Annotated in this window: 18 protein-coding genes; 17 read left to right on the top strand and 1 reads right to left on the bottom strand. The window is 48.0% G+C overall.

The features are described 5' to 3' along the window. Positions 1-15 precede the first annotated feature (15 nt). From VSQ62_RS24815 to VSQ62_RS24745, 15 genes are all read left to right on the top strand, one after another. The gene (locus tag VSQ62_RS24815; RefSeq protein WP_334637429.1) at positions 16-531 is read left to right on the top strand and encodes a flavin reductase family protein; all 516 of its coding nucleotides are present in this window, start codon (positions 16-18) and stop codon (positions 529-531) included. A gap of 26 nt (positions 532-557) precedes the next feature. Further along, positions 558-1619 (top strand): galactitol-1-phosphate 5-dehydrogenase, encoded by a 1062-nt coding sequence (locus VSQ62_RS24810; protein ID WP_334637427.1) that lies wholly within the window; start codon positions 558-560, stop codon positions 1617-1619. 14 nt (positions 1620-1633) lie between these two features. Then, positions 1634-2281, top strand: coding sequence for a deoxyribose-phosphate aldolase (deoC, locus tag VSQ62_RS24805; protein ID WP_334637426.1), 648 nt, complete (start codon positions 1634-1636; stop codon positions 2279-2281). 17 nt (positions 2282-2298) lie between these two features. After that, positions 2299-3342: an alcohol dehydrogenase catalytic domain-containing protein gene (locus VSQ62_RS24800; RefSeq protein WP_334637425.1), complete on the top strand. Its 1044-nt coding sequence runs from the start codon at positions 2299-2301 to the stop codon at positions 3340-3342. Positions 3343-3376: 34 nt separating this feature from the next. After that, a complete protein-coding gene (locus tag VSQ62_RS24795) occupies positions 3377-4780 on the top strand; it encodes an L-fucose/L-arabinose isomerase family protein (protein WP_334637424.1) in 1404 nt (467 codons plus the stop codon). Between the two features lie 57 nt (positions 4781-4837). Next, positions 4838-5224 (top strand): VOC family protein, encoded by a 387-nt coding sequence (locus tag VSQ62_RS24790; protein WP_334637422.1) that lies wholly within the window; start codon positions 4838-4840, stop codon positions 5222-5224. Positions 5225-5255: 31 nt separating this feature from the next. Beyond that, positions 5256-6782: a xylulokinase gene (locus tag VSQ62_RS24785; RefSeq protein ID WP_334637421.1), complete on the top strand. Its 1527-nt coding sequence runs from the start codon at positions 5256-5258 to the stop codon at positions 6780-6782. A 29-nt stretch (positions 6783-6811) separates the two neighbouring features. Beyond that, the gene (locus VSQ62_RS24780) at positions 6812-7861 is read left to right on the top strand and encodes an NAD(P)-dependent alcohol dehydrogenase (RefSeq protein WP_334637420.1); all 1050 of its coding nucleotides are present in this window, start codon (positions 6812-6814) and stop codon (positions 7859-7861) included. Positions 7862-7991: 130 nt separating this feature from the next. Next, a complete protein-coding gene (locus VSQ62_RS24775) occupies positions 7992-8615 on the top strand; it encodes an HAD family hydrolase (RefSeq protein WP_334637419.1) in 624 nt (207 codons plus the stop codon). 201 nt (positions 8616-8816) lie between these two features. Next, positions 8817-9185, top strand: coding sequence for a DUF4143 domain-containing protein (locus tag VSQ62_RS24770; RefSeq protein WP_334637418.1), 369 nt, complete (start codon positions 8817-8819; stop codon positions 9183-9185). A 23-nt stretch (positions 9186-9208) separates the two neighbouring features. Beyond that, the gene (locus VSQ62_RS24765; RefSeq protein WP_334637417.1) at positions 9209-10345 is read left to right on the top strand and encodes an ROK family transcriptional regulator; all 1137 of its coding nucleotides are present in this window, start codon (positions 9209-9211) and stop codon (positions 10343-10345) included. A 109-nt stretch (positions 10346-10454) separates the two neighbouring features. Beyond that, positions 10455-11627 (top strand): ROK family transcriptional regulator, encoded by a 1173-nt coding sequence (locus tag VSQ62_RS24760; protein WP_334637416.1) that lies wholly within the window; start codon positions 10455-10457, stop codon positions 11625-11627. A 14-nt stretch (positions 11628-11641) separates the two neighbouring features. Then, positions 11642-12691, top strand: a complete 1050-nt coding sequence (locus VSQ62_RS24755) for an NAD(P)-dependent alcohol dehydrogenase (protein WP_334637414.1) — start codon at positions 11642-11644, stop codon at positions 12689-12691. Positions 12692-13040: 349 nt separating this feature from the next. Next, on the top strand, positions 13041-13817 hold the full coding sequence (locus tag VSQ62_RS24750) for an SDR family oxidoreductase (protein WP_334637413.1): 777 nt from the start codon (positions 13041-13043) through the stop codon (positions 13815-13817). A gap of 27 nt (positions 13818-13844) precedes the next feature. Next, a complete protein-coding gene (locus VSQ62_RS24745) occupies positions 13845-14525 on the top strand; it encodes an ABC transporter permease (protein WP_334637412.1) in 681 nt (226 codons plus the stop codon). 2 nt (positions 14526-14527) lie between these two features. On the opposite strand, the gene VSQ62_RS24740 is transcribed toward VSQ62_RS24745, so the two are convergent. Beyond that, positions 14528-15691 (bottom strand): helix-turn-helix domain-containing protein, encoded by a 1164-nt coding sequence (locus VSQ62_RS24740; protein ID WP_334637411.1) that lies wholly within the window; start codon positions 15689-15691, stop codon positions 14528-14530. Between the two features lie 158 nt (positions 15692-15849). Here VSQ62_RS24740 and VSQ62_RS24735 point away from each other — a divergent pair, with 158 nt between their 5' ends. Further along, positions 15850-19023 (top strand): alpha-mannosidase, encoded by a 3174-nt coding sequence (locus tag VSQ62_RS24735; RefSeq protein WP_334637410.1) that lies wholly within the window; start codon positions 15850-15852, stop codon positions 19021-19023. 12 nt (positions 19024-19035) lie between these two features. Then, positions 19036-19701, top strand: a complete 666-nt coding sequence (locus VSQ62_RS24730) for a DUF624 domain-containing protein (protein WP_334637408.1) — start codon at positions 19036-19038, stop codon at positions 19699-19701. Positions 19702-19704 lie beyond the last annotated feature (3 nt).

Below are 19704 nucleotides of genomic sequence, written 5' to 3'. Positions count from 1 at the left end.
AAGGATGTCATAGATATGTTTGAAAAAATAGAATCAAAAGATTTTCTGATTAATCCATTTCAAAGTATTGGCCGGGATTGGATGCTGGTAACCGCAGGAGATGAAACAGGAGGAGTGAATACTCTGACTGCCTGTTGGGGAGGTTTGGGTGATTTGTGGCATAAAGATGCGGCATTCATCTTCATACGTCCGAGCAGGTATACCTATGAATTTATTGAAAAGATGGATACTTTTTCACTGAGCTTTTTCCCGGGAGATTGTAAAAGCAAGCTAGGATATCTTGGAAGTCATTCGGGACGTGATGAGGATAAGATCGGCAAGATGGGGCTGCACGTAGAGTATTTTGACGGAACGCCGGGATTTGAAGAAGCAGAGCTTATCATTGTGTGCAGAAAGATGTATCATCTTGACTTTGTGGGCGGGAGAATCCCGGCAAATGAAATTGAAAGATTTTACAGCAATGAAGATGAAAATGATTTTCATAGATTTTATGCCGGGGAAGTAACAGGATTATACAGAAAAAAGCAATAGTTTGACTTGCGAATGGAGGATATGAGATGAAAGCTGTTCTTATGAAAGAGGTTAATCATCTGGAGTTTGTTGATGTTGAAAATCCGCAGCCCAAAGATGATGAAGTCCTCTTGAAGATCATGGCGGTTGGCGTATGTGGTTCAGATATACCCAGGATTTTAAAGTATGGTTCCCATGTATTGCCGATCATCCCGGGACATGAGTTCGCCGGGGAGGTTATCGGTTATGGAAAAGATGTTCATAATTGGAAAATAGGAGATAAGGCTGCCGCCGCGCCCTTGATTCCTTGTGATGAATGTGAGTGGTGCAAAAAGGGAATCTACTCTCTCTGTGAAAAATACAGGTACTATGGTTCCAGGAATAACGGAGCATTTGCTCAATATCTCGCGGTAAAGGAGCATAATCTCATAAAGATTTCCGAGGATACTCCTTTTGAGTGGGGGGCGACGATCGACCCGGCGGCGAACGCACTTCACGCATTTTTCAGGGCAGATGTGAAACAGGAAGATACGATATGTGTATTTGGAATGGGTGCGATCGGGTTGTTTGCTATTCAGTATGCCAAAGCGCTTGGGATCAAGACGATCATTGCAGTTGACGTCAATGATGAGAAGCTTGCAACAGCTAAAGCATGCGGCGCTACTCATATCATACAATCGCTGGAAGAAGATGCTGTAGAGAGGATCTGGCATTATACTGATGGGAAAGGCGTTTCAGTGTCTTTTGATATGTCAGGTGTTCCGATTGCTCAGCAGCAAGCGATACTGGCGGCAGGGAAAATGGGAAGGGTCGTATATCTGGGAATATCCCATGAAGGGCTGAGCCTGCCGGAAAAAGCTGTTGACAATATATTGCGTTATCAGTTGTCCGTAATGGGTAGTTGGAATTCGTTCTCGAATCCATTTCCAGGAAGGGAATGGACGGAAGTTGCAGAATTGATGGCGGACAGGAAACTGGATCCAAGTCTTTTGATCTCACACAAATTAGAATTGGATCAGATGCCGGATGTTTTCAAGAAAATTGAGAAAAAGGAAATTGTTTTTAATAAGATCATGTTTTATCCGAATGGGATAGAACAGGCTTCATAAAGAGGAGGATGTACATGGACAGGATATCAGCTTTTGTTGACCACACATTGTTAAAGCCGCAGGCAACCGGACAGGATATAAAGAAATTATGTGAAGAAGCGGCAAAGTATCAATTTGCATCCGTCTGCGTGAATCCTAAATTTGTCAGATTCGCGAATGAACAGCTGAAGGATACAGGAGTGAAGGTGTGTACGGTTGTCGGATTCCCTTTGGGATCAGGAAAGACAGAGATAAAGGCGATGGAAGCAAAGCTGGCCGCCGAGGACGGCGCCGATGAGATCGATATGGTGATTGATATCGGAGCGGCTAAGGAACATGATTTCCAGAAAGTAAAGGAAGATATTGCGGCGGTAAGAGAGCAAGTGAGAGAAGGCCGTGTCCTGAAAGTGATCATAGAGACCTGCCTGCTTACAGATGAAGAGAAGGTAAAAGTATGCCAGGTTTGCAAAGAAGCGGGGGCAGATTTTGTGAAGACCTCAACTGGGTTCTCCGCAGGAGGAGCAACGGCACAGGATGTGAAATTAATGTTCGAAACAGTTCAGCCGGAAGTGAAGGTGAAAGCGTCGGGAGGAATCCGGACCAGGGAAGATGCGGAATTGATGATAAAAAATGGTGCGTCAAGGCTTGGAACGAGCGCAGGCATTGTGATTGCAGCAGAATAGGTCATACGAGGTGAATAATGAAAGCATATATTATGGACAAGAGCCGTATTTTGAGAATTGCAGATGTCGGGGAACCTGCAAAACATGCAGATAATATCCTTGTAAAGATACGGGCGGCATCTATCTGCGGAACAGATATGCGTACGTTCCTCAAAGGCAGTATGAAGATCGATGCACCCAGAGTGCTGGGGCATGAATTTGCCGGAGATATCATTCATGTAGGAGAGGAACTGAAGGATTATGGATTCGATATAGGAGACAGGGTTACGGCCGCACCGGCGATAGGCTGCGGAGAGTGCTGTTATTGCAAAGAAGGATATACGAATATGTGTGAGAATCTAGAGACGATAGGTTTCCAGTATGACGGAGTCTTTGCGTCTGTAGTTGAGATACCGGCAAAAGCGGTGAAGAACGGCAATCTGCTGCATCTGCCGGACAGCATCTCTTATGATGATGCTACATTGATCGAACCGGCTGCCTGCGCGTGGAATGGTCAGACGTATCTGCAGATTCATGGAGGAGATGTGGTTCTGATCTATGGAAGCGGGATGATAGGGTGTATCCACGCTGAACTGGCATATAGAAAAGGAGCTTCGCAGGTGATCATTGTAGAACCGGTTGAGAAGCGGGGCAAGATTGCGATGGAGAAGGTTCCCGGAATCATATGGATCAATCCATTTACCCAGAATACAGTCGAGGAAGTGAGGAAACTGACCGCAGGAAGAGGGGCGGATGTGGTGATCACTGCAACGTCTGTTCCGTCGGTCCATGAAGAAGCACAGAAGGCGGCGGCGAAGAGAGGAAGGATTTCATTATTTGGAGGGCTGCCCGGTGATGGAAAGGGATATCTGGATTCTAACCTGATTCACTACAAAGAATTACAGATATTTGGGGTCCATGCAACTACACCTCGTTATATGAAAGATATCATGAAAATGATGGAAGACGGGGGACTGGATGCGCAGAAATATATAGAAAAGACGGTAGCCTTGGAAGATGTTGAGAAAGGCTTCTGTTCCATCAGAGATGACAACACAATGAAGGTAGTTATTCATCCATAGGAAACGCGGATTAAAATACTGAGGAGGTAAAGAGATGTTGAATTTAGTAAAACCCAGAATAGGAATTCTGGCATTGATGCAGGGATTGTATGACGAGTCGCAGCCGGAGATTCCAGCTAATCAGACCAGATTCGTTGAAGATGTGATTGAGCAATTGAAGGATACGGCAGAATTTGTATTCCCGGGTCTGTCGAAAGAGAGAGAGCATACAGAGCGTATTGTAAAAGGCTTTAACGATCATGAACTTGACGGTATTATGATCATCAATACGTTATATTCTCCCGGACTTAGGATCGTACAGGCGTTTAAGAAGAATAATCTTCCGGTTATGCTGGCGAATATCCAGCCGCTTCCGAATGTGACAGATGACTGGAATTGGAGTTATCTTACAACAAACCAGGGAATCCATGGGATTCAGGATACGTCTAATATGCTCATGCGCTTAGGCTATCAGCCGGCAATCATCACGGAGGACTGGAAGAGTGATAAGTTTAAGGAGTTTGTGAAGAACTGGGCTATGGCGGCAGGAACGGCGAACGCGTTGCGCAGATGCAGACTGGCATTGATGCAGAAAATGCAGAATATGGGCGATATTCTGGGTGATGAAGTGGCGTTTTTCCAGAAATTTGGAATTGAAGTCCTGCATGAAGGGGTTGGTCAGGTTGTTGCAGAACTTGCCAACGTAACAGAGGAAGAGATTGATAAACAGATAGCAGAAGATCAGAAGAATTTTGAAATACAGGAAGACATGCCGCAATCGAATCACCGCTATGCGGCGAAGCTTCAGATTGCATTTGAGAAATTCCTGCAGAAGAAGAGTTATGATGGATTTTCAGCGAATTTTATGGTATTTGAGGAAGACGGAAGGATTGATCAGTTACCGATTCTGGCGGCATGTAATATGATGGCGAAGGGATATGCTTATGCGGCGGAGGGAGACGTCCATATCATGGCATTGATGGCGGCCGGGCATCTCTTGATCGGCAATCCGCATTTTACAGAGATGTATTCGCTGGATTACGGCAGAGACGCATGTATGTTTGCACATATGGGAGAAGGCAACTGGAAAGTGGCAAGGAAAGACCGGCCGGTAACACTGATTGACAGACCTCTCGATATTGGCAACAGGGATAATCCGCCGACGCCGATATTCGGCGCGGAGCTTGGTACGACGACAGTGGCTTCTTTGGTTCCGATCAGCGGAGATCAGTACCGTCTCGTGGTGATGAAGGGAGAAGTGTTGGATACAGATATCATTCCGGGTATTCCGATGAATCATACATTTTTTAAGCCGGATAACGGAGTAAAAGACGCAATGACGAAATGGCTCCGCTATGGAGGAACACATCATCAGGTATTGTGGACAGGCGATTGGGTAGAACGTCTGGAACTCTTGTGCAATGTTCTGGATATTGAGTTTGTGGATGTTTCAAGATAATCAGTTGGGACTGTTGTAATGCGGCAGTCCCATTTTTAGAAGAAAGGAGAGGTCAGAATGAAGATAAAAGGCGTGGATCATATCACGATCAATATGGTTAATGTTAAAGAATCATTTGACTTTTATGAGAATGTAATTGGATTAGAGAGAATAAAAAATGTTGATATGGGTGACCATGAGTTATATCTGTATGATTTGTCAGATATCAAGTTAGAATTAATAGAATATAAAGAAGAACAGAAGAGAATCCAGGCGGGCAATACGGATGTGGGAGTTTACAGACATTTCGCATTGTGCGTGGATGACTTAGAAGAGTGCAGAAGAAGATGCGAACAGGCAGGATATGGCATCAATATGTATCCGGAATATATTGAACAGATTGGACAGACTGTAATGTTGATCAGAGATCCTAACGGAGTAGAGATTGAGATGATACAGGCATAATCCCATAGATCTTATGAATCGGGAGGTTTATATGAATGAGAATATTTTATTGGCGGTTGATTTAGGGACAAGCTTTATCAAGGTAGGGGCGTATGACGATACGAGCGCATGTGTCGCTCTGGAAATGGAGCCTGTAAAGGACTATCGGCCAGGTCCGGGCATATTTATCCAAAAGGGGGATGAGTTGGTCGATTCTGTTGTGAAATGCCTTTGTAAGGTTGCGGAGAGATTGGGTGACAGGCGTAACGCGGTAGCGGCCATAGCATTTACTGGACAGATGTCGGGATTTATGGGAGTTGATAAGGAGTGGAACGATATCACGACCTGGTCATGTTCTTTGGATAGCCGCTATATGCCATATGCGAAGAAGCAGATGGAAAGTCTTGGAGAGAAATTCTTATGCATCGGCGGTACGAATTTTCCGCAGATGGCTCCCAAATATGAATGGTTTCGTGAGGAATTCCCACAGGAAAGCAAGAAAATTGAAAAGTATCTTATGATCAGCGGTTATGTGATCGGTAAGTTGGGAGATATCTCGGTAGAAGATTCTGTGATGGATAGATCTTATATACAGTGGACTGGCCTGGCAGATGTAAATCATGACAGATGGTCGGAGGAGATCTGCAGAGAAATAGGGTTGGATTTAAAGTACCTGCCTAAGATCGTAAATTCTAATTATGTCTGTGCATGTCTGAATAAGAAGATAGCGGAGTTAACAGGATTAACACAAGGGATTCCATTGGTGTCAGGAGCGGGAGACAAAGCGGCAGGATGTCTGGGAGCGGCAATCGTAGATTATGGAGATACGATTTTTGAAGCCTCTTCTTATGGAGAGATCAGCTGCTGTGTACCGGAGTATCGGGCAGATATTATAGAGAAGCGGTTGGATGTGATCCCGTCGGCGGTGCCTGGAGATTTTTACACTACGCATTTTGTTGCGGGTTCGGGAATTACGCTGGATTGGTTTATTGATCAGTTTGTCAGAGAATCCGGTAAGTCTTCCAAAGAGAGTTTTGCATTGATGGAGGAGAAGATGAGAGACATCGAACCAGGGTGCAGCGGAGTCATGGCGATCGGACTGCTTGGAGGATCGTCTATGCCTTTGGATGGCAGCTTGAGAGGGATGTTCATGGGATTTGACTGGAGTCATGGCCCGGAGCATTTTTATAAAGCATTGCTGGAAAGCTTTACTTATGATTTTTCTTTGGCGTTTGACAGGATAGAACAACTCTATCCGGAGTACGATATCCAGGATGTTAAGATTATAGGCGGCGGCGCGAAATCGCCTGTATGGACACAAATGTGCGCGGATGTACAGAATAAGACCTATTATACATTGGACAGAGAAGATGTCGCCATGTGGGGAGCGGCGATGTTAGCGGGAAATGCAGTGGGGATATTTGAAGATCTGAAAGAGACAGCCAGGAGATATGTAAATAAACGGGATCGGTATACGTCTAATTCTGCGAAAGGAAAGGAATACGGAAAATATAAGCAGATTTATAAAGAATATACGAAAGATCTGCACGATGTATTTGAGAAGCATCAAAGGCTGTAAGATACGGCAGTATAAGGAGGAACATTAAGGTGGAAGGTATGATGAAGGTATCAGTAATGAATGGAATCGGCAAGATGGGATACACCGAGAGACCGATCCCGGTGCCGCGGGAGAATGAGGTGCTGGTGAAGCTTGAGTATGTGGGGATCTGCGGCAGCGACATGCATTATTACGAGACGGGCAGGATCGGAGATTTTGTAGTGGAGCCGCCGTTCGTACTGGGCCATGAGCCGGGCGGAGTCGTTGTAGAAGTGGGAAAGGCGGTGACACACCTCAAAGTTGGAGACCGTGTCGCGTTAGAGCCGGGCAAGACCTGCGGCAAATGTAAGTTCTGCCGTGAAGGCAAATACAATCTCTGTCCGGACGTCGTGTTCTTTGCAACGCCGCCGGTAGACGGAGTGTTCCAGGAATACGTGGCGCATGAGGCGGATCTGTGCTTCAAATTGCCGGAGAATGTAAGTACGCTGGAGGGGGCGCTGATCGAACCTCTGGCAGTTGGTTTCCATGCGGCGAAGCAGGGCGGCGCCCAGGCCGGACAGACGGCGGTCGTATTCGGTGCGGGATGCATCGGTCTGGTGTCCATGATGGCGCTTAAGGCATGCGGTGTTTCCAGAGTCTATGTGGTAGATATCATGGAGAAGCGTCTTGAGAAAGCGCTGGAGCTTGGAGCGGACGGCGTGATCAACGGCAAAGAAGAAGATGTATTGGAGAAGGCGAAGGAATTGACGGATGGTATGGGCTTCGACCTTGCGATCGAGACGGCAGGTACGGAGATCACGACCAATCAGGCGATCCAGGCGGTGAGCAAGGGAGCGGTAATCGTACTGGTAGGCTATGGCAAGACCGGTATGATGAATATCATGGCAAGCATGGCGCTTGATAAGGAGCTTACCATCAAGACAATCTTCCGTTACCGTCATATTTATCCTATGGCAATCGAGGCGGTAGAGCAGGGCAAGGTGAATCTAAAGGGGATTGCGACCCATATTTTTGATTTTGACGATATACAGACAGCAATGGACCGGAGTATCAATGAGAAGGCAGAGATCGTGAAGGCGGTCGTGAAGATTGTGAAATAAGTGGCGGGAAATAGCAAAAGCTTTCTGTTCCAGTAACAGAAGGCTTTTTTTAAATGCTTTTATAAAAGGTTGATAATTGTATCCGATACTATTATAATAGAAATATCTAATGAAAAGGCGGTACCCCTCTATGAAAGCAATTATTTTTGATGTAGACGGCACACTATGGAACTCAACCGGGCAGGTAGCGATCGCATGGACGCAGGCCGTGAAAGACCACACTCAACTTAACCGGATCATTACAAGCGAAGATCTGGTGCGTGAATTCGGCAAGCCGATGGACCAGATTGTTGCAGCGTTGTTCCCGGAGCTGACTTGGCAGGAGCAGGAACAGTTATCGGTGCATCTGTTCCGATATGAGAACAGCAGAGTAGAGACGGCAGCCTGTGAGATCTACAAAGGGGTGCCGGAGACGATCCGCGAGCTGAATAAGAGGTTTACACTGTTGATCGTAAGCAACTGCCAGGGAGGTTATATCGAGGCTTTTCTTAAGAATACAGGACTGTCAGAGTATTTCGCGGATCATCTGTGTCCGGATGATACGGGGAAGCTTAAGGCGGAGAATATCAGGCTTATCATGGAGCGCAACCAGATTACGGAAGCGGTATATGTGGGGGATACCCAGGGAGATGCAGACGCGTGCCGCAAGGCAGGAATTCCGATGATCTATGTGTCATATGGATTTGGCGAGGTCGAGGGAGATTATGTGACGATAGATTCCTTTGATGAACTGCTTTCGTTGGAACTAATATAACTTTTTGTAAATTCGTTAAAAATATGGAAGGAACTGTCAACTGGAACATCCTCAGGCAAGACAGGCGATCAAGGGAGAAATTTTGCCCAGATTGATTTTGTGAAACGGAATCAATGATCGGAAATGAATGTATCAATGTAACAAAACCGGAGGTTGGTCTGGAGCTGTTTTAGGAGTAATTTTAAATTATATAGGGGAGACATGGAAGAAGATTTATATAAAGCGCTGATTTTTGGGAACCAGGGTATTAATCAGGGGATGATTCTGGAAAATATAGTTGCGCAGATGCTTCGGGCGTCAGAGCATGAACTGTACTTTCACGAATATATGTATCAACCGGAAGGCAATACGGTGGAAAAGAAATATGAAATTGATTTTATGACCGTTAAGAAGAGAAAGATATGTCCCATAGAAGTGAAATCATCGAATTATACATCCCATAAGTCATTTGATTATTTGATTAAAAAATATCAGTTTAAGATGGAAGACAGATATATTATATATATGAAGGATTTAAAATGTGAGGAGGGCATTATGTATATACCTGTTTATATGACGATGATGGTATAGCCTGGTGAGATGGGGTGAGACGGATGAGTGCAGATAAGATAGGAGCAAAGGAGATCAAGACAAAGAATAGAAGGAGTATCTACAATTATATCAGAGAGCATGGATCGGCATCCAAGCAGGATATTGTTGTGGATATGCAGTTAAGCCTGCCAACGATCACGACCAATCTTGATTACTTGAAGAAGCAGGGATTGATCGATACATCGGGGAAGATTAAGAATACCGGTGGGCGGAATGCAACTGCATTTACTTATGTTAAGAATGCGAGAGCGGCGATCGGCGTGGATATTACGGCGAATCATATTACCGCGGTGGCGGTGGATCTGTCCGGTGATATTGTCAGCATGGATCGGCAGCGCATAGCCTTCGATCTTGAGGAAGATGCATATCTGCGCAAGATCGGTGAGGTGACAGAATCCGTGAAGAATGATGCGGGTATCCGTGATGAAGAGCTGTTGGGAGTCGGGATCTCTGTACAGTGTCTGATCTCGGATGACGGGGAACGGATCACATATGGAACGGCGCTGAATTTTGCGAAGAAGAAAAGGGAAGAGATTGCGGCGTATATACCGTACCGCAACAGGCTGGTTCATGACTCTTATGCGGCAGGGTACAGGGAGACCTGGACGAACAGGGAGCTTCAGAATGCATTCTACATCAGCTTGAGCAACAGTGTCGGCGGCTCAGTCATCATTGACGATGCGATCTATGAGGGCAATACGCACAAGGGCGGCGAGATCGGGCACATGGCTGTGGTGCAGGAGGGCGGCGAACTCTGCTACTGCGGGAAGAGGGGCTGCTTTGACACGGTATGCCGGGCCGGGAAGCTTGCGGATTATGCGGACGGTAATGTGGAAGCATTCTTTAAGGCGCTGGAAGAAGGAGATGTGACGGCGAAGCGGCTGTGGGATGAATATCTTGGGCATTTGACCGCGGCGATCCACAATGTCAGGATGTTGTTTGACGGGAGAGTGATCCTGGGCGGATATGTGGGCGCTTATGTTGGGAGATATATGGAAGAGATCTGCCGGCGTGTGGATGAGAGGAATCCGTTCGGAGACCGGGCCAGGGATTATCTGGTAGAATGCCGGTATAAGGTGGAGGCGTCTGCGGCGGGGGCGGCGCTGTTCTATATTGATGAATTCCTGGATAATATTTGATCAGCAGTCTGAGTAAAAAGTTATTGAAGTTTCCACAAAAATGTGATACGATATACACAATTAATAAATCACTTAATTAAACCGATTATATAAGTGGAAAGGAGGAGAGATGAGAAGAGGTACGAATAGTTTAGAAGTGAAGAAGCTGAACAGGAACCGGGTATTCCGATACGTGAATAGTTTAAGCGAGACGAGTATGCCGGACATCTCGGCGGCGCTCGATATCAGCGGGCCGACGGTTCTGACGATCGTGAAGGAGCTTAAGGATGCCGGAGTCGTGGCGGAAGTGGGCGAATTGCAGTCTACCGGAGGACGGAAGGCGAAGGCGATCGCTGCGGTGAAGGATGCAAGATGCGCGATCGGAGTCGATATTACGGCCAATCATGTGGGGATAGCTTATACGGATCTGGCAAGGAAGGTCTTGAAGCATGAACGGATCCGCAAGCCGTTTGCCTGTGAGGATGTGTATTTCAGGGAGCTTTCGGAGATATTAAGAAGGTTTGTGGAGGAGAACCGGATACCGGAGACGAAGATGGAAGGAGTCGGAATCTCTCTTCCGGGAATCGTGGACAGGCAGAAGAACATTCTCACGCAGTCACATATATTGAATATTAAGGATCTCTCAAGGGAGAGACTGGCGGATTATATACCGTATCCATGTGAATTGCTGAATGATGCCAATGCAGCGGCGATCACAGAGGGTGTGGATTTTAAGGATCCGGAGAGTAATATGGTCTACCTGTCGCTGAGCAATTCAGTGGGCGGCGCAGTGATCTTCGCGGATGAGATGAAGAGCAACGACGGGATCCGGAGCGATTATGACGGCGGCGCTATGTATATGGGGAATAACTGGCGCAGCGGTGAGTTCGGGCATATGGTAGTCCACCCGGAAGGGAAGACATGCTATTGCGGCAAGAAGGGATGCCTGGACGCTTACTGCAGCGCGCTGAACCTGGCGCAGCTTGAGAATGGAGATCTGAAGGGGTTCTTTCAGAAGCTGGAGTCAGGCACCGGGGAGTACCGGCGTATCTGGGAAGAATATATGTACGATCTTGCCATAGTAGTTGACAATCTGCGGATGTGCTTTGACTGTGAGGTGGTGCTTGGAGGATATGTGGGAAATTATATGGAACCATACATAGAGCAGTTTCGCGCTATCGCTGCCGCGAAGAATATCTTCGGCGGAAGCGGGGCGTATGTCAGGGTCTGCCGTTACAGGGAAGAAGCGTCGGCATTCGGCGCGGCGTTATATCAGATAGAAAAATATATATCTAAAATATAAGGAGGAACAGTAAGATGGAAGGAACAATGAAAGTAGCAGTAATGAATGGAATCGGCAAGATGGGATACACCGAGAGACCGATCCCGGCGCCGCAGGACAACGAGGTGCTGGTGAAGCTTGAGTATGTGGGGATCTGCGGAAGCGACATGCATTATTACGAGACGGGCAGGATCGGAGGCTTTGTAGTGGAGCCGCCGTTCGTACTGGGCCATGAGCCGGGCGGAGTCGTTGTAGAAGTGGGAAAGGCTGTGACCCACCTCAAGGTAGGAGACCGTGTCGCGTTAGAGCCGGGCAAGACCTGCGGCAAATGTAAGTTCTGCCGTGAAGGCAAATACAATCTCTGTCCGGACGTCGTGTTCTTTGCGACGCCTCCGGTAGACGGAGTGTTCCAGGAATACGTGGCGCATGAGGCGGATCTTTGCTTCAAATTGCCGGAGAATGTAAGTACGCTGGAGGGGGCGCTGATCGAGCCTCTGGCAGTTGGTTTTCATGCGGCGAAGCAGGGCGGCGCCCAGGCCGGGCAGACGGCGGTCGTATTCGGCGCGGGCTGTATCGGTCTGGTGTCTATGATGGCGCTTAAGGCATGCGGTGTTTCCAGAGTCTATGTGGTAGATATCATGGAGAAGCGTCTTGAGAAGGCGCTGGAGCTTGGAGCGGACGGCGTGATCAACGGCAAAGAAGAGGATGTATTGGAGAAGGCGAAGGAATTGACGGATGGTATGGGCTTCGACCTTGCGATCGAGACGGCAGGTACGGAGATCACGACCAATCAGGCAATCCAGGCGGTGAGCAAGGGCGCTACGATCGTACTGGTAGGCTACGGCAAGACCGGTATGATGAATATCATGGCAAGCATGGCGCTTGATAAGGAGCTTACCATCAAGACGATCTTCCGCTACCGTCATATTTATCCTATGGCGATCGAGGCGGTAGAGCAGGGCAAGGTGAATCTTAAGGGAATTGCGACCCATATTTTTGATTTTGATGATATACAGACGGCGATGGACCGGAGTGTCAACGAGAAGGCAGAGATCGTGAAGGCTGTAGTGAAGATTGCGAAGTAGATAATGTGAGAATTGCCAAAGGGGGAGACCGGAAAGGGATCCCCCTTTTATCGTGGTTAAAATGAAAAAAAGATGTTAAAAGATGTTGAAATATGGAAGAAAGTGTGATATTATATAAACAATTTAATAAATACTTAATTAAATATATTATTAAAGTGCAATAAAAACAAATGCTTGTGCAATATAGATAAAAAAGACACATCGTTTTTGTATGAAAATACGTCTTGTGTCAAAGGAGGGATAGATATATAATATAAACAACTTTTATTAATCTATTTTACAAAATGAATATATAAAATAGATTATATATTCTTGGAGTAGAGTACATAAGATCAAGGAGGAAGAGAAAATGGGAATTATTGAGAAGATGAGACTGGACGGCAAGGCAATCTATGTGACAGGAGGAGCAAGCGGAATCGGCAAGTCAGTGGCGACAGCACTTGCGGAGGCAGGAGCAGATGTGGCGATCGTGGACATCAATCTCGAAGGAGCGGAGGCTGTGGCGAAGGAGATCGCAGATGCGACAGGTTCTAAGACGATTGCGATCCGGTGTGACGTGACGAACCAGGAGGATGTGGAAGCTATGGTGGCGGAGGTTGCCGGCACCTATGGGAAGCTGGATGCGTGCTTCAACAACGCGGGAATCTGTCTGAATGTTCCGGCGGAGGAGATGACATTCGAGCAGTGGAATAAGGTCATCAACATTAATCTGAACGGCGTGTTCCTCTGTGCGACGGCAGCGGGAAGAGTGATGCTGAAACAGGGATATGGTTCGATCATCAATACGGCTTCTATGTCAGGCCATATCGTGAATGTTCCGCAGCCGCAGTGTGCATACAATGCATCCAAGGCAGGTGTCAGCATGCTGACGAAGTCGCTGGCGATCGAGTGGGCGAAGAAGGGCGTCCGTGTGAACTGCATCAGTCCCGGATATATCGGAACAGACTTGACGCTTAACTCCGAAGCATTGAAGCCGCTCATTGAGCAGTGGAACGCTATGGCGCCGATGGGAAGGCTTGGAAGGCCGGAAGAGCTGCAGTCTATCGTCGTATACTTGGCCGGAGATACCAGCAGCTTTACGACTGGATCAGATATTATCGTAGACGGAGCATTTACCTGTTTTTAAACTTATATCTGCAAGGTTCAGGGAGTCTTGCAGATATTATATAAATATAAAAACTTACTGTCTGAGATAGCTAATAGCGTAGCTATATATTATATAAAATTAAAAGGTATTCCGGCATTGATCGCAACCTTTGCTACACAGACGGCATTTTCAGGTATTGCGCTGATCATCTGCGACGGACAGCCGATCAACGGATTTACAGAATCGTTCAAGGTCTTCGGTCAGGGTAAGATCGGTCCTGTGCCTGTGCCGGTAATTATCATGATCCTCTGTTTTGCACTGGGTGCATTTATCTTGAATAAGACGTATTTCGGACGCTACTTTTATGCTGTAGGCGGGAACATTGAAGCGGCAAGGCTGTCCGGTATCCGTACAGGGAGAGTCAAATACCTGGTATTCGCATTGTCAGGATTCTTTGCGGGGCTTGCGGGGCTTGTACTGCTGTCACGTGTGAATTCCGGTATGGGTAACGCGGGACTTGGATACGAATTCAAGGTTATCACTTGTGTAGTCCTGGGCGGAGTGTCCGTATCCGGAGGATCCGGAAGGATGTCCGGAGTTGTTGCCGGTACATTTATCATCAGTGCGCTTAACAATGGTATGGTACTGATCAATTTAAATAGCTGGGTTCAGAATATCGTATTAGGTATCGTGCTTGTACTCGCCGTTGGTTTCGACTGCTATCAGAAGAAGAGACGGGCGAATTAAGATTAGAATCCAGGCTCGGAATGTATTTTCTTATACTGGACAGGGGCCAGTCCTGTGACGGTCTTGAAGACCCGGCTGAAATAACTGAGGCTGCCGAATCCAAGGTATTCGGCGATCTCATTGATCTGCCGGTCTGAATAGATCAGCATGTTGCAGGCGGCCTCTATCTTCACGTTCCGGATGTATTGTGTGATAGGGATTCCTTCCTGCTTCTTGAATAATTTCAGCATATATTCTTTTGAGATTCCCAGTTGTTCGGCGAGTTCGTCAAGGTCAATATTCTCCAGGCGATGGGCATAGATCGCCTTCTTGCATTTCTCTACATGTATGTTCCGGCTCTGTCTGCGCCGGTTCTCCTTCACTAACTGTGCGAAATGCAGAAGCGCCCTGCGGATAAGGACCTTGATCTCGTTCACATTGCGGCAGTCTTCCAGTTGCTTTAGGAAAATGTCGTTGGCCAGAAGCCCTTCTTTGGAGGTCACTCCGCCCCGGATCGCAGCCCGGGCCGCGAAGGAGATGGAGAGCACCGCCATATATTCTTCGTTCTTATAGAAGTCGCTGAGGATCACAGGATGGGGCAGTTCTAATAGTTCTAAGTTATCGACCAGGTAATCCACGTCTCCCTTCTCCACATAATCATGCAGGATATTCTCTTCATAATAAGTATGGTTCTCCTGGAAGCTTTCCCATTGGCGGATCTCTTCATTTACAAGAAGATGCTGTACGTCGTGATCCTTCTCGGAGATGCTCTCTTCCAGCATGGCGGTCGTGAATAGAGGGTCCAGATATTCGTTGATCAGGAAGACGGAGGCGGCTAAGGCGTCATTCCAGGAGCATTCGACAAAAGGGCTTAAGTGCAGTTTCTTTAACTTATTCTCCATATCCGGTGTCTGGATAGGCCCATAGGCGAAGGGGCCGAGTATGAAGCTGCAGTCGGACCCGCGGCAGCCCATGATACAGACCGGCAACCCGGCTTCGTAAGTCTCATATGCGAAGGGTGCGGTTCTTAGCTTCTGCAATATGTGCTCCACCAGATCTTGCTCGTAGCTGTTCAGGGGATGAGAAAGGGGGTCGAGCCTGTCGGTAAGCCCCGCTGAGTCCTGATATATTGAGATAGGGATATGGCACAGTCCTGCCAGGTTCTTGATGAATAGCTTTTTGTCCATAAATCGCGCGTGATCCTTTCTGCTGTCTTTCTATTCTCAATATAACACAGATATACAAAAAATTCACTAAAACTAGAATTCTCAGAATTGAAAATTTCCCTTTCCCATAATAAAATAAAATCAATATAAGAATCAATATGGATTGCAAGGAGGACGTTATGTTTTTGACAGACAGGAAATTAGAAAGGCGTATCGCAGAACTGGAGCAGTACAGATACAGAGACGTGATCGAACTTAGGAGCTTCGCGGCGGCGGAAGAGACGCAAGGGGTGGTATCTCCAAAGCTTCCAACGGATTTTGGCGGGGATGAGTGGTATACCATGGAGACCGGGGATACATGGAAGGGCCGCGACCGTTTCCTCTGGCTCCACAAGGAGATTCCGATCCCGGACAAGTGGAGAGGGAAGAGAGTGGTCGGAGTATTCGACTTCGGCAATACCGGCGGGGGTAATAACTCCGGGTTTGAGTCCATGGCCTATGTGAACGGACAGATGTATCAGGGTGTGGATGTGAACCACAAGGAGCTGTTCTTCGAAGAAGCCCTCTGCGGAACGGCAGTAGATGTGACCTTCCGCTTATGGTCGGGATTAGAAGGCGGCGGAATCCCTAAGGATCAGGAGCATCGGATCGCGCGGGCAGATCTTGCGTGGCTGGATGAGAAGGTGGACGACTTCTACTATATGGCGTCCATGGTATGGCAGGCGTTGGAAGAGCTGGATAGTTCAGATCCGGTGCAGCATGAACTTCGGGGGGCGCTTGACGGCGCATGCCGCCTGATCGACTGGACGTATCCTGGAAGTGAAGAGTTCTATGAATCCGTGTACCGGGCGGACGAGCTGCTGAACGAGAGAATTGATTCTATGGATAAGAACTCGATTATCAACGTCTACTGTGTGGGGCACACCCATATTGACGTTGCCTGGCTGTGGCGGCTGAAGCATACGAGGGAGAAATGTTCCCGTTCGTTCTCAACCGTATTTCGGCTGATGGAGCTGTTCCCGGAATACGTCTTCCTGCAGACACAGCCGCAGCTATATGAATACATGAAAGAAGAATTCCCGGATATCTACGCAAATATCAAGAAGAGGGTACAGGAGGGACGCTGGGAGGCGGACGGCGCTATGTGGGTGGAGGCCGACTGCAACCTGACGAGCGGAGAATCCCTGACAAGGCAGATCTTGATCGGCAGTAAGTTTATCAAGGATGAGTTCGGCAAAGATGTAGAATTCCTCTGGCTTCCGGATGTGTTCGGTTATTCTTGGGCGCTGCCTCAGATCCTGAAAAAGGCGGGAATCAATACCTTTATGACCACGAAGATCAGTTGGAACCAGTATAACCGTATGCCGCACGATACATTTAAGTGGAAAGGGATCGACGGCAGTGAAGTCCTGACTCATTTTATCACGACGCCAGAGCCGTGGAGGGAGCGGGATTCCTGGTTCTATACCTATAACGGCAGCCTGCTGCCAAGAACGGTCAAGGGGGTGTGGGACGCCTACCGCGATAAGCAGATGAATAAGGATCTTTTGATCTCCTTCGGATATGGGGACGGGGGCGGCGGTGTGAACCGTGATATGCTGGAGTGCAGAAGAAGGCTTGACAAGATTCCGGGACTGCCCCATGTGAAGATGTCCGCTGCAGGCGAATATTTCCGTAAGCTTCATGATACGGTAGAGCACACGGACAGCTATGTACATACCTGGGACGGGGAGCTGTATCTGGAATACCACCGCGGCACCTACACAAGCCAGGCGTATAACAAGCGCATGAATCGTAAGATGGAACTTCTCTACCGCAGAGCAGAGTGGCTGACGGTGATGGAGGCGCTGCTTACGGGGAAGCTTGCGGATGCGAAGCAGGAGGCGCTGACCAGGGGGTGGAAGCACATCCTGACAGACCAGTTCCATGATATTATCCCGGGTTCTTCCATCCATGAGGTATATGAAGATTCCAGGAAGGATTATGCTTATATCGAAGGGATTGCCCGTGAAGTGGAGCAGGAAGCCTATGAAAATGTATTTGAACAGAAGGACGATACATATACGGTGATCAATGCATCCGGGTGGACGTCTGACCAGATAGTCGTGATCCCGGAGAATAGAGACGGAATCTTCAGAGATCAGGAAGGCAATGAATTGACGGCCCAGAAGGGACAGGGCGGGACTTATGTCGAGATGAAGGCGGTTCCGGCGATGGGAATGAAGCTGATCACCTTTGAAGAAGGAGCGGAGGCTGTTCCTGTGACGGAGGCAGATTTCCCATTTCATGTGGATGGCAGACAGATCGAGACGCCGTTCTACCAGATAGCTCTGAATCAGTATGGACAGATTACGAGGCTGTACGATAAGACTTACAGGCGTGAGGTGGTGCCGGCGGGAGAGCGTGCCAATGTACTCCAGGTATTCGAAGACAAGCCGTTGGATTTTGAGGCATGGGATATAGATATCTTTTATCAGGAGAAGATGCGGGAGATCACAGATCTTACAGCGTTTCAGGTTACGGAGACAGGACCGGTCTGCATGAAGGTACATATGGAATGGAATTTTGCACCTTATCAGAGGGCGGCCGGGGCTCATGGGACAGATGCATGCTCTAAGATCAGTCAGGATATGATTCTCTACAGCAATGACCGGAGGATCGACTTTGGCACAGAGGTGGAACTTCATGACCAGCATCAGCTTCTGAAGGCGGCATTCCCGGTGGATGTCCGTTCGACCTATGGAACCTATGACGTACAGTACGGCAATGTGCGGCGTCCGAACCACTGGAATACAAGCTGGGATCAGGCGAAGTTCGAGACGGTAGCCCATCGCTGGGCGGATCTGTCGGAGCGGAACTATGGAGTAAGCATCCTGAACGACTGCAAGTACGGCCATGACATCAAGGATAACGTGCTGCGGATCTCTCTGTTGAGAGCAGGAACCCATCCGGATCATCTGCAGGATCAGGGAACCCATACATTTACCTATGCGCTGCTTCCTCATAAGGGGGACTTTGTTGAAGGAATGGTGGTTCAGGAAGCGTTCGCGTTGAATGAACCGATGCAGGCCGTTAAGGGCAAAAGCGTACTGCCTTATGACAGTTTTATAGCTTTTAGCAATGCGCAGATTGAGCTGGATGCGGTGAAGAAATCAGAAGACGGGAATTACATTGTGATCCGTTTCCATGAGTTTGCGGGAGCGAGGCAGGAGGTGACGGTGAAGCCGGGATTTGCCTGTCAGGAATGGGCGGAATGCGACTTAAGGGAACGTCCGGTTACGGAATTCACACAGGATGAGATCAGCATGAGCCTGCATGCATATGAGATCAAGACGATATTGATGAAAGTATAAGGAGCCGGTGATATGGGAGAATTATTTAACATAGAGAAGGTATTGGGATTCTGCGAGAAGATTTGCTACTTCTTCACGGTGAATCTGTTGTTTATCATTTCCAATATTCCGGTGCTGCTGTTCCTGCTGTTCGTTGGGGCAGGCCAGATCCGGGAGTGCCTTCCTTTGTTCCTCCTGTGTCTGCTGCCGATGGCGCCGGCGCTGTCAGCCGTGATGTATGCGATGAACCGTCTGATTCACGGAACAGAAGGGCGTGCGCTCAGGGATTATAGGAAAGGGTATTGTGCGGACCTCTGGCAGAAGGCAAAGCTTGGTGCGGGACAGTTATTGGTGATCCTGGTATGCTGGACGAACATAGAATTCTTTTCAGTGCAGATAAGGATCCTGCCGCTTGCCGTATTGTTTATCATATTATTCGCGGCGGCGGTCCTTGTCACACCGAATCTCTATCTGCTGATCAGCCGCTATGAGATGAGCAATCTGCAGATTGCACGGACTGCGGTGACTCTTCTGGTGGCGAAGCCTATAGCTGCTCTTGGGAATATCGCGGCGCTTGGCGTTGTCCTCGCGGCGTTCGAGATATCGGCGGGGACAACGGTTCTGTTCATGGGAAGTGTGTATGGATTCCTGGTAATGTTCATGAATCAGAGTGTGATGAGGCAGCTTGAGGAAAGATAGTGT

This window comes from Sporofaciens sp. JLR.KK001, assembly GCF_036941055.1.
Lineage (GTDB): Bacteria > Bacillota > Clostridia > Lachnospirales > Lachnospiraceae > Sporofaciens.
Note: the sequence above shows the minus strand (reverse complement) of the source record. Positions and strands in the feature narration are given on the sequence as shown.

Bases quoted from the DNA above. Each gene is read 5' to 3' on its own strand.
- VSQ62_RS24795 (WP_334637424.1), top strand. From the start codon at position 3,377: ATGTTGAATTTAGTAAAACCCAGAATAGGAATTCTGGCATTGATGCAG.
- VSQ62_RS24755 (WP_334637414.1), top strand. From the start codon at position 11,642: ATGGAAGGAACAATGAAAGTAGCAGTAATGAATGGAATCGGCAAGATG.
- VSQ62_RS24735 (WP_334637410.1), top strand. From the start codon at position 15,850: ATGTTTTTGACAGACAGGAAATTAGAAAGGCGTATCGCAGAACTGGAG.
- VSQ62_RS24730 (WP_334637408.1), top strand. From the start codon at position 19,036: ATGGGAGAATTATTTAACATAGAGAAGGTATTGGGATTCTGCGAGAAG.
- VSQ62_RS24785 (WP_334637421.1), top strand. From the start codon at position 5,256: ATGAATGAGAATATTTTATTGGCGGTTGATTTAGGGACAAGCTTTATC.
- VSQ62_RS24800 (WP_334637425.1), top strand. From the start codon at position 2,299: ATGAAAGCATATATTATGGACAAGAGCCGTATTTTGAGAATTGCAGAT.
- VSQ62_RS24815 (WP_334637429.1), top strand. From the start codon at position 16: ATGTTTGAAAAAATAGAATCAAAAGATTTTCTGATTAATCCATTTCAA.
- VSQ62_RS24790 (WP_334637422.1), top strand. From the start codon at position 4,838: ATGAAGATAAAAGGCGTGGATCATATCACGATCAATATGGTTAATGTT.
- VSQ62_RS24770 (WP_334637418.1), top strand. From the start codon at position 8,817: ATGGAAGAAGATTTATATAAAGCGCTGATTTTTGGGAACCAGGGTATT.
- VSQ62_RS24760 (WP_334637416.1), top strand. From the start codon at position 10,455: ATGAGAAGAGGTACGAATAGTTTAGAAGTGAAGAAGCTGAACAGGAAC.
- VSQ62_RS24750 (WP_334637413.1), top strand. From the start codon at position 13,041: ATGGGAATTATTGAGAAGATGAGACTGGACGGCAAGGCAATCTATGTG.
- VSQ62_RS24765 (WP_334637417.1), top strand. From the start codon at position 9,209: ATGAGTGCAGATAAGATAGGAGCAAAGGAGATCAAGACAAAGAATAGA.
- deoC (WP_334637426.1), top strand. From the start codon at position 1,634: ATGGACAGGATATCAGCTTTTGTTGACCACACATTGTTAAAGCCGCAG.
- VSQ62_RS24810 (WP_334637427.1), top strand. From the start codon at position 558: ATGAAAGCTGTTCTTATGAAAGAGGTTAATCATCTGGAGTTTGTTGAT.
- VSQ62_RS24740 (WP_334637411.1), bottom strand. From the start codon at position 15,691: ATGGACAAAAAGCTATTCATCAAGAACCTGGCAGGACTGTGCCATATC.
- VSQ62_RS24775 (WP_334637419.1), top strand. From the start codon at position 7,992: ATGAAAGCAATTATTTTTGATGTAGACGGCACACTATGGAACTCAACC.